12 protein-coding genes and 1 pseudogene are annotated in these 13772 nt (G+C 48.0%); 12 read left to right on the forward strand and 1 reads right to left on the reverse strand.

The window, feature by feature from the left end; translation table 11 throughout:
- Positions 1 to 575: 575 nt before the first annotated feature.
- The 12 genes from AC4IE7_RS20220 (at position 576) to AC4IE7_RS20275 (ending at position 13000) form a co-directional block, all read left to right on the forward strand.
- Positions 576 to 902, forward strand: coding sequence for an ATPase (locus tag AC4IE7_RS20220; protein WP_490778684.1), 327 nt, complete (start codon positions 576 to 578; stop codon positions 900 to 902).
- 9 nt (positions 903 to 911) lie between these two features.
- On the forward strand, positions 912 to 1970 hold the full coding sequence (locus AC4IE7_RS20225; RefSeq protein ID WP_490778685.1) for a V-type ATPase subunit: 1059 nt from the start codon (positions 912 to 914) through the stop codon (positions 1968 to 1970).
- 43 nt (positions 1971 to 2013) lie between these two features.
- Positions 2014 to 3891 carry a V-type ATP synthase subunit I gene (locus tag AC4IE7_RS20230; protein ID WP_490778686.1) on the forward strand — a complete coding sequence of 626 codons (1878 nt, stop codon included), beginning with the start codon at positions 2014 to 2016 and terminating at the stop codon, positions 3889 to 3891.
- A gap of 37 nt (positions 3892 to 3928) precedes the next feature.
- Positions 3929 to 4369, forward strand: a complete 441-nt coding sequence (locus AC4IE7_RS20235; protein ID WP_490778687.1) for an ATP synthase subunit C — start codon at positions 3929 to 3931, stop codon at positions 4367 to 4369.
- A 6-nt stretch (positions 4370 to 4375) separates the two neighbouring features.
- Positions 4376 to 4699, forward strand: a complete 324-nt coding sequence (locus tag AC4IE7_RS20240) for a V-type ATP synthase subunit F (RefSeq protein WP_490778688.1) — start codon at positions 4376 to 4378, stop codon at positions 4697 to 4699.
- A 14-nt stretch (positions 4700 to 4713) separates the two neighbouring features.
- Positions 4714 to 5346, forward strand: coding sequence for a V-type ATP synthase subunit E (locus AC4IE7_RS20245; RefSeq protein WP_490778689.1), 633 nt, complete (start codon positions 4714 to 4716; stop codon positions 5344 to 5346).
- A 2-nt stretch (positions 5347 to 5348) separates the two neighbouring features.
- Entirely contained in the window at positions 5349 to 7151 is a 1803-nt protein-coding gene (locus tag AC4IE7_RS20250) for a V-type ATP synthase subunit A (RefSeq protein ID WP_490778690.1), read from the forward strand.
- On the forward strand, positions 7148 to 8527 hold the full coding sequence (locus tag AC4IE7_RS20255) for a V-type ATP synthase subunit B (protein ID WP_490778691.1): 1380 nt from the start codon (positions 7148 to 7150) through the stop codon (positions 8525 to 8527). Before AC4IE7_RS20250 ends, AC4IE7_RS20255 begins: the two co-directional genes overlap by 4 nt.
- Complete coding sequence (locus AC4IE7_RS20260) at positions 8524 to 9147, forward strand: V-type ATP synthase subunit D (protein ID WP_490778692.1); 624 nt, start codon at positions 8524 to 8526, stop codon at positions 9145 to 9147. Before AC4IE7_RS20255 ends, AC4IE7_RS20260 begins: the two co-directional genes overlap by 4 nt.
- A gap of 247 nt (positions 9148 to 9394) precedes the next feature.
- Entirely contained in the window at positions 9395 to 10531 is a 1137-nt protein-coding gene (locus AC4IE7_RS20265) for a helix-turn-helix transcriptional regulator (RefSeq protein ID WP_490778693.1), read from the forward strand.
- Positions 10532 to 11355: 824 nt separating this feature from the next.
- Positions 11356 to 12384 carry a hypothetical protein gene (locus AC4IE7_RS20270; RefSeq protein ID WP_490778694.1) on the forward strand — a complete coding sequence of 343 codons (1029 nt, stop codon included), beginning with the start codon at positions 11356 to 11358 and terminating at the stop codon, positions 12382 to 12384.
- A gap of 43 nt (positions 12385 to 12427) precedes the next feature.
- Positions 12428 to 13000 carry a hypothetical protein gene (locus tag AC4IE7_RS20275; protein ID WP_490778695.1) on the forward strand — a complete coding sequence of 191 codons (573 nt, stop codon included), beginning with the start codon at positions 12428 to 12430 and terminating at the stop codon, positions 12998 to 13000.
- A 425-nt stretch (positions 13001 to 13425) separates the two neighbouring features.
- On the opposite strand, the pseudogene AC4IE7_RS20280 reads toward AC4IE7_RS20275, so the two are convergent.
- Positions 13426 to 13772, reverse strand: a pseudogene (locus AC4IE7_RS20280) (transposase); the annotation flags it as partial.

Consider the following 13772-nt stretch of genomic DNA (forward strand, 5'->3'; position numbering starts at 1 on the left):
GCCATGCCCCACCAAAAGCTTGCCGAAAACGCCATAACCACATGCAACCTTCACAGTTTCATGACTATCTCAGCAAGGTAGCCTGGATGGAGCGAAGCGGAATCCGGGATGGTTGACGCGCTGTTCCCCCCGGATTCCGTTGCACTTCATCCAGGCTACGGACTAGGCTGTAACCTGCCAGCTCTCAGCTAGTGTTGGCTGAAGTGCATCAGCCGCATCCTCAGGAGTAACATTACCAACCCCTGCAGGCACTTCGAAACTTGCCATCGCCCTCACTAGTTGACTACTTGGTGGGGCATGGCCCCACCCTACCCGTATAGGCGTGGGGTGGGGCCATGCCCCACCATTTAAGAGCCATTGGAATTCAGTCACCAACTTGACAATAGACACTTTAAAAAAAACAAATCGATAAGATTCATGATCTAGCTCAAACAAGCTTTTACTTTAATAGTCCACATACAACTGCCAAATTGACTACACTATCTATGTGCTTCGGAAACGCCAAAATGCGTATCCATCTCACAACCTCTGAATAACGATTGAGTTAAACAATAAGCCGGGAGGTAAAGGGGTTAATGGAAGAGTCACTGCAGCGATTACTTGACGCCGAAAACAGGGCACAACAGATTCACTCCAAGGCAGAAGAGCAACGTGAACGCGTCATTCAAGAAGCCTTGAAGGATGCGAAAACAAAAGAAGAACATTTTGAATCCCGAATTCCCGAACTGCACGCCAGTTTTATGGAAAAGGCCGAAAGTCGAGCTGAGCAGACCATTGCTGAATTAAAAAAGCGCTTTGACGAACGACACGCTCAGCTGCGTGAATATGCCCAGGTTAGGGAAGATGATGCACTAGAGGCGGCCTTCGCAGTGCTGATCGATCCCAAAGCTGATGAGGACTGAGCCTGACCAATGAACTCACAACGGGATCAGGCCTATCTCAAAACCCGGGTTGGTGTGTTAGCTGCCCGACTCTTTTCTCATGAAGATATCGAGATCCTGAAGCAGATGTCCCTGCATCAATTGGGCGAACGCCTTGATCTGTTACCGATCTTCGAACAGGAGATCGATACACGGCAGAAAAGTGGTCTTGTAGAACAGGCGCTACTGCAACGTCTGATGAATGAACTCAAAATATTGTTACGCCCACTGAGCGGCCGCTCCCGGGGTCTGATTCTCTACTGGCCCAGAAAATACGAACTCTATAACCTCAAGACCCTGATTCAAGGCAAATTGAATAACCTCGACATGCAGGAGATTCGACATAATCTCTATGCCCTGCCAGAGAACATCCGCCTGCCCCACGAAGCCCTGCTACAGGCTGAGAATGTGCAGGAGATGCTACGCCAGCTCGAACGGGGGCCCTATTCTCAGATTGCCCGTCAGGCGCGTAATGTCTATGAGGAGCAACATGAAAACTTCTCCCTTGGGGCTGCAATAGACCGTCTCTACTACACCGGCATGCTGGCCCAGGCTAATATCACTGACTGCAGTGACAAACGTGGGCTGAAAAAGGCCATAGGCTGCATGGTCGACCGACAGAATATACTCTGGTTATTGCGCTATCGTCTGGTCTACCACTTCGCACCCAGCGAAGCTTACTATCTACTGATTCCCTATGGGGGGCAGATACAGCGGGACGACCTGATGACCCTGGCCAACGTAGATGGGCTGGATACCGTCATCAGCCAACTTCCCGAACCATTTCACAGCTTGCTTGCTGGCAGTGTCCATATTACCGATGCACGTCAAAGACTCGATCAATGGGTCTCTGACCAGCTACGCCAACTAATGCTCAACAGCCGTGATGCCGTAGTCTCTGCGCTCTGTTATCTGATCATCCGTGATATGGATATCTGGCGTCTCTACGCCATCACTCAAAGCAAGTTACTGGAGATGGAACCCAGCCTGGTTGATGAAGCGGTAAGTGGGCAGGGTCAAAGCGGAATGCACTCTGAGGAGGTGGCATGAAGTCACAACATCTCCTGTGCAATCGATCAAGGGGGAATTGCTGATGTTCAGCCCCCTGTCCATGAAACAGATCAGCATCAAGCTGCTCACTGAAGATCTGCCTGGCGCCTCAGTAATCCTCGCGGGCCTCAACAGTTTCAGCCCCGACAACCGTGCCTATGAAGAGACGGCCTTGCCGAAGGTTCCAGGACAGAGTTTTCGTGAACAGTTCAACCAGGCAAAGAGTCGCCTGGACAAGATCTCCACCTTAGTGGACTGCTCTCCATCCCCTTCTTCAGAGGAAGTGGTACCCATCACCGAGGAACAACTCACCCAAGCAAATCAGTGGCTTGGAGAGGCCTGGGAGACCTGTTCCGAGTTTGAAGAGCGGCAACGTCAGCAAACCGAAGAGTCTCGAACTATAGACCAGCTTGAAACCAGTCTCGCCAACTTCAGTAATCTGACCATCGACCTGGGACAACTCCAGAGGGAACAACCCTTTCTCGAAACCAGTATTGGCATGATCGCGACTGCCCGGATGAACCAGCTCAAGGATGCATTGGGACTGGATGGCTATCTGCTCTTTCCCTTCATGGAGAGTGAGAAAGAGAGCTACGTGTTGATCGTAGGCGCTAAGAGAGAGCAGAATTCGAAGCTTAAATCTGTACTCGACAGCGCTGGATTCCGTCCCTTGGAGATCCCCCCTGAGCTACATACCGAACCGGAAACGGCCAAGAGTCGTCTGGCGCAACGGCGTGAAGCTGTGGAGCAGGCCTCACAGCAACTCAAGACTGAGATCAGCGCATGGCGTGCAGACGCCCAGGATGGACTAAAGCAGGCAGCCCAGACCCTCCATCTGGCAGCCCCCTATGTCGCCCTCGGAGAGGCTGCACGACAGAGTGGCAAACTGTCGCGACTGCAAGGCTGGGTTCCAGCGGAAGACATGGGCCAGGTGGAGCGAGCACTGCAAAACAAGTTGTCCAATGCCTTTGTACTGGAGAGTCGCGACCCCTTTCCTGAAGAGCGTCCACTGGTGCCTTCAGTGATGCGCCACAGCCGGCTGCTCAAACCCTTTTCATCCCTGGTCATGCAGTATGGCGTACCCCGCTATGGTGAGGTCAACCCCACCCACCTGTTCGCCCTGACCTACATCCTGATGTTTGGCATGATGTTCGGTGACATTGGACACGGGGCAGTGATACTCGGCGTGTCACTTTTCATGCGCCGTAAGCTGGGTAGTTTTACCCCATTTGGTATTGCCGCAGGCCTCTCATCGATGGTGTTCGGTGTGCTCTACGGCAGTATCTTCGGTTTTGAGCATCTGTTTCATCCTCTGTGGATAGCACCACTCAGCGACCCCCTCTACATGCTCACTGTGGCCCTGCTGTGGGGTATAGGTTTTATTGCAATATCCAACCTGCTCAACATCCTCAACCATCTGGTACAGGGAGATCGGCTCGGTGCCCTGTTTGGCGATAATGGCCTGCTATCACTACTGCTCTATAGCGGCCTGTTAGGCACCGGATACAGCCTCTATGCGGATGGTCAAGTGGGTGGTCTATGGGCGGCTCTGACGATTCTCAGCCTGATCGGTATATTTGCCCACAAACTGCTTGAACAGGAGGCCTCAATCGGTGAGCGTCTACTGGTCGCTTTCATCGAAACCTTTGAAACCATCACCGGTTACGCTTCCAACACACTCTCCTTCCTGCGTGTTGCCGCATTCAGTTTGAACCATGTTGCACTGGCCATTGCTGTCTTTACCCTGGCCGGCATGATGGGCGAAACCGGCCACTGGATCACCATAATATTGGGCAATGTATTCATCCTGGTGCTGGAGGGACTGATCGTCGCCATCCAGGTACTGCGTTTGGAATTTTATGAAGGCTTCTCCCGCTTTTATGCTGGAGATGGCAAGGCATTTAAACCACTGACGCTATAACAAACGACTGAACTGCAAATAGAAAGAGGAGCACACTATGTACTGGCTTATCGCAGTAATGACTCTCGGCATCGTTGGCCTGATCGCCACCGGCATCATCATGGAGATGCAGCCGGCAAAGGTATCCAAACCCTGGTTCAAGCCAACCATCGGTGTCAACCTGGTGGTCTTTGTCTGCGCTCAGGCGGCATTGATCTTTATCGGTGCCCAGGATGTCATGGCGGCAGTGGAGCCGGCAGTTGAGGCGAGTGGAGAGATCTCGATCGGACTGGGCCTAGGCATCATCGGTGTCGGTATCCCAACCGCCCTGAGTACCATCGGTGCGGGTATCGCGGTAGGTCCCATTGGCGCCGCCTCACTGGCAGTGCTGGCAGAGAAACCGGAGATATTCGGCAGAACCCTGATCTATCTCGGCCTGGCTGAAGGTATCGCCATCTATGGTCTGGTGATGAGTATCCTGTTGCTCGATAAGATCTAAGAGACCATGACAGAGACCACAACCCACAACGTCAGAAATATATTTGTTGGCGGCCATGCACTGACCGACGGCTTTCGTCTGATTGGATTCGAAACCCTGACAGATCCCGACAGTGCGCAGCTGGAAAAACTCCTCTCCACTCTGCTGCAAAAGAAACAACGGGCACTACTGATCATCGAGCAGTCGGTGAATCAACTCGATTCCAAATTGCTTGAACAGATTCGCAACGAAGGTGGGCGGATCGTACTTTCCGAGATACCCTCGCTGCACGACCCGGAGCATTTCCAATCGGATCTGGACGAAACCTTGAAACAACTGACCGGCGGTTAACCAGGAGATCCCATGTGAATCAGGTTGAAGCCCTTGAAAAAGCAATCCTGGATCGTGCTCAGCAAATGGCCAACGAGTGTCATAGCCGTGCCGAAGCAGGACGTAAGAATATTCTCAGCGAAGCCAGCGACAAACTCCATTTGCGGGAAGAGAAAGAGACCCTGCTGGCAAAATCCCAGGCAGATCGCGCCTACCTGCGTAAGGTTCAGGCAGATGAACTGAAACTGCAGAGCAAGATGGATCATATGCGCTGGAACCTGGTACAGGTGGTCATCGACCGACTGAAACAGCAGATGAGCGACTACAGCAAGGATGAGGAGCGCTACTTCAAACTGCTGCAAGCCCTACTGCAGCAGGCAGCTGAACAGATCGATTCTGATCAAGTGGAAGTCATGGTCAACCAGGACGATCTAAATCGGCTGAAACCGAAATGGTCACAACTTACTGCTGATCTTGCATCGAGAAAAACCTTCCTGCTGCAAGACGATACAGTCAATACCATTGGCGGCTGCCTGGTCACCACCCAGGATAGACGGGTACAGATCGACCATACCTTCGAGGGTCGCCTCTCTCGCCTTGAACGCAAGGTCCATCAGGCCTTGGTCGAACGGCTTCTGCCCCCCATCGGTGACGGACAGGCACTCTAAACATGAACAATACAATCAACAAAAAAGGCATCATCAAAGAGATAAACGGCCCCATTGTCACGATAAAATTACCCGGGGTACAAAATGGCGAACAAGTGCGTATCGGCAGCCTCGGTCTCTATGGTGAGGTGATCTCCCTGGAGGGTGAAGAAGCCCTGGCACAGATCTACGAATCCACCGAAATGGTTCGCCCAGGCGAGCCAGTGGAAGGATTGGGACATCCACTCTCTGTGGAACTCGGCCCAGGTCTTATCGGTGGTATCTTTGACGGGGTGCAGCGCCCCCTGGAAGCGATGTTTCTCAAGGCTGGGGATCAGATCCCCAGAGGACTCAGCCCCCTACCCCTGGATCGGGAAAAAGAGTGGCACTTTGTCCCCTCCGAAAACCTGGAACCCAACATGCCCATCATTGGTGGTGCCGTACTCGGCAGAGTTCAGGAGAGTGAAACTGTCGAGCACCGAATTCTGGTGCCCCCCAATATTGATGGGGAGCTGATCGAGCTCGCCCCCGAAGGCAAATACCACCTTGAAGAGAGCATCGGGCAGGTGCGCGACTATAGCGGCCAGATCCACCATCTCAAGCTATACCATCGCTGGCCTGTACGTCGTCCTCGCCCCTACCAAAGCAGGGACAACGGCATTGAGCCCCTGATCACCGGACAACGTATTCTCGACACCTTCTTCCCGCTGTTGAAGGGGAGTAAATGCGCAGTACCCGGCCCCTTCGGTGCAGGCAAAACCGTAGTCCAGCACCAGGTCGCCCGCTGGGCCAACGCCGACATCGTAATCTATGTGGGTTGTGGTGAACGCGGCAATGAACTGGTGGATGTACTCGACAGCTTTCCCAAGTTGAAAGACCCCTACACCGGCCGCCCACTGATGGATCGCACCCTGCTGATTGCAAACACCTCCAACATGCCGGTGGTGGCCCGTGAAGCCTCCATCTATGTCGGCATCACCATCGCTGAATACTATCGCGATCAAGGCTTCGACGTGGTCATGCTCGCCGACTCAACCAGTCGCTGGGCCGAAGCCCTGCGGGAGGTCTCCGGTCGCCTCGGCCAGATGCCCGTGGAAGAGGGCTACCCGGCATACCTGGCTTCTCGTCTCGCTGCATTCTATGAGCGTGCCGGACGGGTGGAGACCATGGACAGCGGTAAAGGCTCGGTGACATTAATCGGAGCCGTTTCCCCCCCAGGCGGCGACTTCTCAGAGCCGGTCACCAGCCACACCAAAGAGATCATTCAGACCTTCTGGGCTCTCTCCAAAGAGCTGGCGGATGCCCGTCACTATCCCGCTATAGACTGGGTCGACAGCTTCTCAGCCGATGTGGGCACCGCAGCCGTATGGTGGCATGAGAACATCGATCGCAACTGGGAGAAACGCAGAGCCCAGGCCCTGGGAATGCTAGCGCGGGATGCTGAACTATCACGCATCGTCAACCTGGTTGGCCCCGAAGCCCTCTCCTCAGCCCAGCGATGGGTACTGGAGGGTGCAGGTCTCATCAAGGAGGGGGTGCTGCAACAGAGCGCTCTCGATCCGGTAGATACATTCTCATCACCGGAGAAACAGTTCATTCTGCTTGACCTGATCCTGGCGGTATATGACGCCGGGGCCGAACTGATCGAACTCGGCGTACCAGTGCAGGAGCTCTCGGATATGTCGGTGCTGGCTCGACTGCGTCGTTGCAAAGAGCTCTACGACTCCTCCCAGATCGACCAGCTAAAAGCCTTCCGGGATGAAGCTCTGAACGACTTCAAAGAGATCCATTCCGAATACGCGCAAAGAGGAGAACAGACAGCATGAGTGCAAAGGAGTACCGAACCGCCTCCTCCGCCCGTGGCGGCCTGTTAACCGTAGCCAACGTACCCGATATCGCCTTCGGTGACCGGGTTCGTATCCGCGACAAGCAGGGCAACACCCGCAACGGCCAGGTGATCCGAACCTCAGACGAAGAGGTATTGATTCAGGTCTTCGAGGGCACCTCAGAGATCGACCTGGAGAGCACCTGGGTGCGCTTCCTCGATGAACCCGTTGAGATCGCCCTCTCCCCCGAGATACTCGGCCGCATCTTCAACGGACTCGGAGAACCCAGGGATTTCCGTCCCCCGATCGTCTCCAGTCTGCGCCGCAGCATCAGTGCTGCTGCCTTCAACCCGGCAGCCCGCACCTATCCAAGAGAGTTCATCCAGACCGGCATCTCAACCATCGACGGTCTCAACTCCCTGGTAAGGGGTCAGAAGCTACCCATCTTCTCCGCCTCCGGCCTGCCCCACAACCGACTTGCAGCACAGATCGTACGCCAGGCAAAACTGCCCGATGACGACAGCCGCTTCTCCGTAGTTTTCGCCGCGATGGGAGTCTCATACGCCGATGCCCGTTTCTTTCAGGAGGAGTTCGCCTCCTCAGGCGTATTAGGGAATGTGGTCATGTTCGTCAACATGGCCGATGATCCGCCGGTGGAGCGCCTCACGCTACCCCGGATGGCACTGACTGCTGCCGAATACCTGGCCTTCGATCTCGATCGCCACGTACTGGTGGTAATGACCGACATGACCCACTACGCAGAAGCCCTGCGCGAAGTGGCCACAGCCAAGGGCGACGTACCTGCAAGAAAGGGCTACCCCGGCTATCTCTATTCCGATCTGGCAGAGATTTACGAGCGCTCCGGCCGCATCAAAGACCGACATGGCTCCATCACCCTGGTGCCGGTATTGAGCATGCCCAGTGACGATATAACCCACCCGATTCCCGACCTCACCGGCTATATCACCGAGGGCCAGATCGTACTCAGCCGGGAACTGAACAACCAGGGCATCTACCCCCCGGTACACATCTCACCCTCCCTCTCTCGACTGATGAAGGACGGTATCGGCAAAGACTTTACCCGAGAGGATCACCCCCACGTCTCCAACCAACTCTACGCCCTCTACGCCAGAGCCCTGGAGACCAGGAACCTCGCCTCCATCATCGGTGCAGACGAACTCTCCACCAGAGACCGGCGCTATCTTGAGTTTGCCGATGCCTTCGAGAGTCGCTTCGTGCGACAGAGAGAAGATGAAGATCGCAGCATAGAAGAGACCCTGAACCTGGCCTGGGATCTACTCTCAACCTTCCCAGCCCAGGCACTGACCCGGGTCAACGAAACCGAAATCGCAAAATACCATCGGCAGAGCGTATGACCGGAAAACGCATCAAGGCCGCACCGACCAAAAACACACTGCTGCAACTCAAACGGCAGCTCAACTTTTTGGATCAAGGCCACAACCTGCTTGAAAGAAAAAGAGAGCTGTTGACCAGACTGGTCTACCAGCGCATCAGTGAATACCGAAAAGTACGGGATCAATCACACCAGGCAATCAAACAGGCCTACCACTGGCTAAGCCTGCTACAGATGCGTATGGGCAGCCGCGCCATCAACCAGACTGCACTGAGCATTCAACAAGTTCTGGAACTGAAGATACTCCCCAGACGCAACCTGGGTGTAGAGTTCCCATCGGTGACCGGTAAAGTAAAACCCCTCAACCCGGTTGGGCTGCTGGGTACAGATCCCAGCTTCGATGACACCCGAAGATACTTTGCAGAGGCCTCCCTGTTACTGGCAAAAATGGGAGAAGTCTCAATGAGCCTGAACCGATTGATTGCAGAGCAGAGAAAAGCACAGAAGCGGGTAAACGCACTGCGTTACAACATCATTCCCCAATATAAAGAGACGATTAAGTTTATCGAGAATGCGTTGGAAGAAGAGGAGCGGAATGCTTTGTTTCAGGTTAAGGTGTTGAGGGATCAGAATAGGATTTGAAGCTATATTGTGTCTCAGACTTCCATACACCAATCTTTATATATTTAACTATCCCTATCGTTTCCTTCTTTTCTATATCTATTTTCTATTAAATAGAAGTCCTATATTTACATAGTTTTCCCCATATACTAATACTACTTTATCACCTATATTTAGAGACGCATCAAGGATGATCCAGTTTGTTATTGATTGTTCTTGAAATTAAAGAGCAGACAAATAACAAACTAACAAGGGAGTGCTCTCCTCCATGCTCCACGAATTTAGTAACTTAGTTAATGATATCTACGTAGCTGCTACCGACTTCTCATACTGGGATGAGATAATCGAAAAACTTGCACAAACAACACAAGCAAGCAGTAGTGTTTTTCTGGTCGTCAACAATAAGCAACCTGAACTTACCTATGGTGAATTCCTAGTCAATGTTGATCCTGAGCATAGAAGACTATACGAGTCAGGATACTATAATAAGATAGATAAATTCTCTATGCAGTTAGGCAAGCTGGCAGGGAAAGTTGTCCACAGTACATGTGCAATCGCCACCAAACCGGAATATTTTTTAGAGCGTGAAGTTGAGTCTGATTTTTTCTGTAAGTATGGTTATGACAACAGAATTGGATTTGCCATTCCGCATGGCACAGATCAACATATCTGCCTATATTTGAATCGTAGTAAAAAAGATGGTGATTTTGAGGCTCCTGACAAGACAATAAAACTACTGGAACTTCTCTCTCCTCATATTAAGCGCTCAATGCAGATTTCTGAGTCTATGACAATTAAAGATGATTTGGTGAGTAGTTTAACAGACAACTTTCAGGGAAAAGATTCCGGTATTATATTTTTAGATGCAAAAGGAGAAATTATTTTTATTAATGAAATGGGAGAAGTCTTACTAAAAGAATACAATCACATTATCTCTTATTCGAAAACCATTAGATTAAACAATGGCGACAAGAGGCTTGATGGTTTAATTACAAGCTCTCTGCAGTCATTTGAAAATGGAAAGACCTCTCCAGGTGGAGTACATTCTATTTCAGGAAAGACGCCTAAACAATACTTAGACATAACAGTTTCACCAATAAAACTAAACCACTTGATTTGCACTTATTTCAAACGGGCCAAGGTCTGTATTTATCTAACACCTTCCAATATTTATTTCAACTGTAAGAATACGCTTCAACAATTGTATAAACTAACACAAACTGAATCTTCCATCCTTATTGATTACCTGAACCAGCCAGATATTAATGATATTGCAAAATTACGCCACGCCAATATTCAGACTATTAGGTATCAGATGAAATCCATCATGCGCAAAATGAATGTTAGCAAACAAACCGAATTAGTAAAAAAAGTTATGAGTGGGCCTTGTCGGTTTAGTAGCTAGATATTATTGCAAAATCTAAAGTAGTATTTCTTATAGATTTATTTACTTAAGTCATACCTGTTACATTTTCATCACCCATATGGGTGATGAAAATATTCCAATCTTGACCTATATATACAAAAGCTTTGTATTTCCGATTAGTAATTCTATTGTTACTTTGTCACCGAGTGTCAACACAACAATTAATTGAGTATAGCTAATATAGAACTAACTAAGTTTACCAACAAGCACTCTACTAAATCCATGATGATTGTAAAATGCAACAAATACCTTATTGGAAACGAGCTGCATTATGAATTAGTGACATATTTTTTCTTGCAGAAAGCTGTGTTAGAGGAAATAAACAAAAATAGAGGAGTCCATCATTTCAGATACAAGGAATGCTAAGTTTTCTAGATTATTTCTATAAATTAGAAGCATATAATGGGCATTCAATATTTGCCTGCATTACTCAAAAAGAAAGTAAGACTAGCGCAGTGAAATGATCATATAAAGCTGAGGATCATTAGGTCACCGTTTCTAGACTCACTATTTTGTATTCTATTAATATTGTTTGCTGAGTTCATGATCGAGAATTGACGCTTGGTATGATAGTAACAATCGATATACCCTTTTCTCGATTGTTTTGGTGTTTTTTATTCACATATACAATGAAGCTAATATCTTTCAGTTTAATTGTATTTACAGCAACATAGATTTATATGTTTTTTAAGCTTTATGCTTAAACAATAACAATTGCGCCTAACGACCAGTTACTTTGACTAACCACTAACGCTCCCCACCGAGCTGAACCGTAATAAGAAAAATGGCCAATGAGGTTTAATATGAGGACTATTTTAGGATTAATCTTATTAGCACTAGCTATAAAAGCTGAAGCATTTGAAATAAATATTCATTCATCTTATTCTTTAAAGGAAGGAAAATTCGAAGAAAAATGGCCCAGCTCACCAGTACATGAGAATATGCTAGTGACGGCGTTGAATCAACTACAAGATAATGATTATCTCGCTATTAATAAAGTCCAGCTAGTTAAAGAAATTTCCATCGGAGTCCGGTGGAACGACGATCCTCTAGATCTTATACGAGTAAAGAAAAAAGACGCTTTATTTTCATTTCTGGATTCATGTCAAAAAGAAAAATCTAAGGCCATTAATGCTACTTGGGATCTTATGTATCGAACTCATTGTGGAGATATGCAGTTTTTACATTCAATGGCATCAAAAGATAAAGAGATTGCAAATATTACAAAAAATAAGATTTTAGCATGGGCTGAGTTTTCATACAAAGTAGCTGTTGGCTCAATACCAGTAATGCTGAGATTCAGAAGTATTGATACAAAGATGACTGAAAATAATGCCCAGTTATTCAAGGAAATAATGATATCCAAAACAGGGGGAAGAGCAAAATGGACACCATATGTGCTTTTTTCCCAATCATGTGATCGAGATTTTAGCTTTTTTTCAAATGGGCGATTTACTAAATTAAGTTGCACACAAAGAAAGATGTCCAAAAGTCAAATTACTAACATAGCTCTAGGTTCGCTAATTCATATTATTCAAGATTCTTTTTCAAAAAGCCATACCGAGAGGAAAGATGGTGAAATAACTCGATTTGGAATCTATTCTGCACAAATCCCAAATAAACACAAAAAAGAAGATAAACGCTATGATGATTCTGATAGTAATTATAATCAACCAAAACTCATTACAGTTTTGACCGAGGTAGTAAGACTTGCGATAGATGATAGAAACAACCACTCTGATGACAACTGGGTAGAAGTCAGTAAGTTACTCGCGAATAAAGTATATAAATTAAGAGATGAAACCGCGCACCCGGGAAACATCGGGTACTGAATTAGACAATTTTCTCTAATTAATACTTCACATGGAGAAGAAAATGAAATTATCAAGCATGATTACTTTATCTACATTAGTTACCTCTCTTGCTGGCTGTACATCACTAACCCCTCCAATGGAAAGACCAATAATCGAAGATCACAGCCATGATGGTCGTATAACAACTTTTGCAACAATACCCTCTAGAAGGATGGTCGTATTAACGGAGCATGAGAAAAATAGTGGAAATATTATTCTTTGCGCAGAACCCTCTGCAGATGTTTCTGACAACATTGCTAGCAGTCTCGCTGCCGCAATAACCGCTAAAGGACCTTCATCGGATGACAAAACATCTGCAGAGTTAGCTGCAAGCATTTCGAAAACACTTGCTACTACTGCACAACACCTTTTTAAAAGAACACAAGGACTTCAGCTATATCGTGATGGCATGTATAACTTATGCCAAGCACGGATGAATGGCATCATAAATGATACTATTTTTATGGATCGCGTAGACAAACTCCTTATAAAAGCAACGAGATTAATTGAAATGGAACTCCCTTATCTCGCGAATACTCATCCAACAAATACGATAAGCATTAACCCAAATGAATCAACGGGCAATCCAGAATAATCGAATGAATAATCGAGACACCAATATTCTACTAACTAGACACCCACTCCAAATAGATTTGATTCACCCCCCAGATTCATGATGGCAGTATCGACACGTCTTAAAGATTGGTTCTATATTATCTAGAATTATAAATAATGACCGGGTCTTTAGATTGAAGTGCGGTTTTTAATGTATGTTTGCAGATTCGCAGGCGCAAGGCACTAACTAGACACCCACTCCAAATAGGTTTGATTTAGGCCCCTCAGATTCAAGATTGCAATACCAACACGTCTTAATAATTGGATCGATATGATCAAAAAATATGAAGAATGACCGGGTCTTTAGATTGAAGTACGGTTTTTAATGTATATTTGCAGATTCGCAGGCGCAACATAACCTCAGCCCTGTATAGCTGATTGATATTTTGGATTTAAAAAGGAAGACTAGTTAAGTAGCTCTATCACAGAACCTAAATTCGGCGTTCGTCGAAATTTAAGTTTATGACAGGCTGCTTTTAGTGCATGACTTGCTCCAACCAACCCTTTAAAACGACTTTCAAAATGTTGAGCCATGTAGAGCCAATGTTTGGAATCGATCTGTAGCCTATCGAGAACAGGCGGCTTATGGTCAGGTATGTAACCGCGTTTATTATCTAGGATGGCGCGCCCCGTCCAATCAACAAGCTCAAGATAGTCTACAAGACGAAAAGGTACGCCCTTAGGCATATCTTTTCTCGGGTAACCAGCAAAAGGAAGAAGGCCACTGGGAGTCTTGATTTCTTTATCACTAT

This window comes from Candidatus Thiodiazotropha sp. AKAK3, from assembly GCF_058244645.1.

Coding starts and splice junctions, on each gene's coding strand:
- AC4IE7_RS20220 (WP_490778684.1), top strand. CDS start 576: ATGGAAGAGTCACTGCAGCGATTACTTGACGCCGAAAACAGGGCACAA.
- AC4IE7_RS20225 (WP_490778685.1), top strand. CDS start 912: ATGAACTCACAACGGGATCAGGCCTATCTCAAAACCCGGGTTGGTGTG.
- AC4IE7_RS20230 (WP_490778686.1), top strand. CDS start 2,014: ATGTTCAGCCCCCTGTCCATGAAACAGATCAGCATCAAGCTGCTCACT.
- AC4IE7_RS20235 (WP_490778687.1), top strand. CDS start 3,929: ATGTACTGGCTTATCGCAGTAATGACTCTCGGCATCGTTGGCCTGATC.
- AC4IE7_RS20240 (WP_490778688.1), top strand. CDS start 4,376: ATGACAGAGACCACAACCCACAACGTCAGAAATATATTTGTTGGCGGC.
- AC4IE7_RS20250 (WP_490778690.1), top strand. CDS start 5,349: ATGAACAATACAATCAACAAAAAAGGCATCATCAAAGAGATAAACGGC.
- AC4IE7_RS20255 (WP_490778691.1), top strand. CDS start 7,148: ATGAGTGCAAAGGAGTACCGAACCGCCTCCTCCGCCCGTGGCGGCCTG.
- AC4IE7_RS20260 (WP_490778692.1), top strand. CDS start 8,524: ATGACCGGAAAACGCATCAAGGCCGCACCGACCAAAAACACACTGCTG.
- AC4IE7_RS20265 (WP_490778693.1), top strand. CDS start 9,395: ATGCTCCACGAATTTAGTAACTTAGTTAATGATATCTACGTAGCTGCT.
- AC4IE7_RS20270 (WP_490778694.1), top strand. CDS start 11,356: ATGAGGACTATTTTAGGATTAATCTTATTAGCACTAGCTATAAAAGCT.
- AC4IE7_RS20275 (WP_490778695.1), top strand. CDS start 12,428: ATGAAATTATCAAGCATGATTACTTTATCTACATTAGTTACCTCTCTT.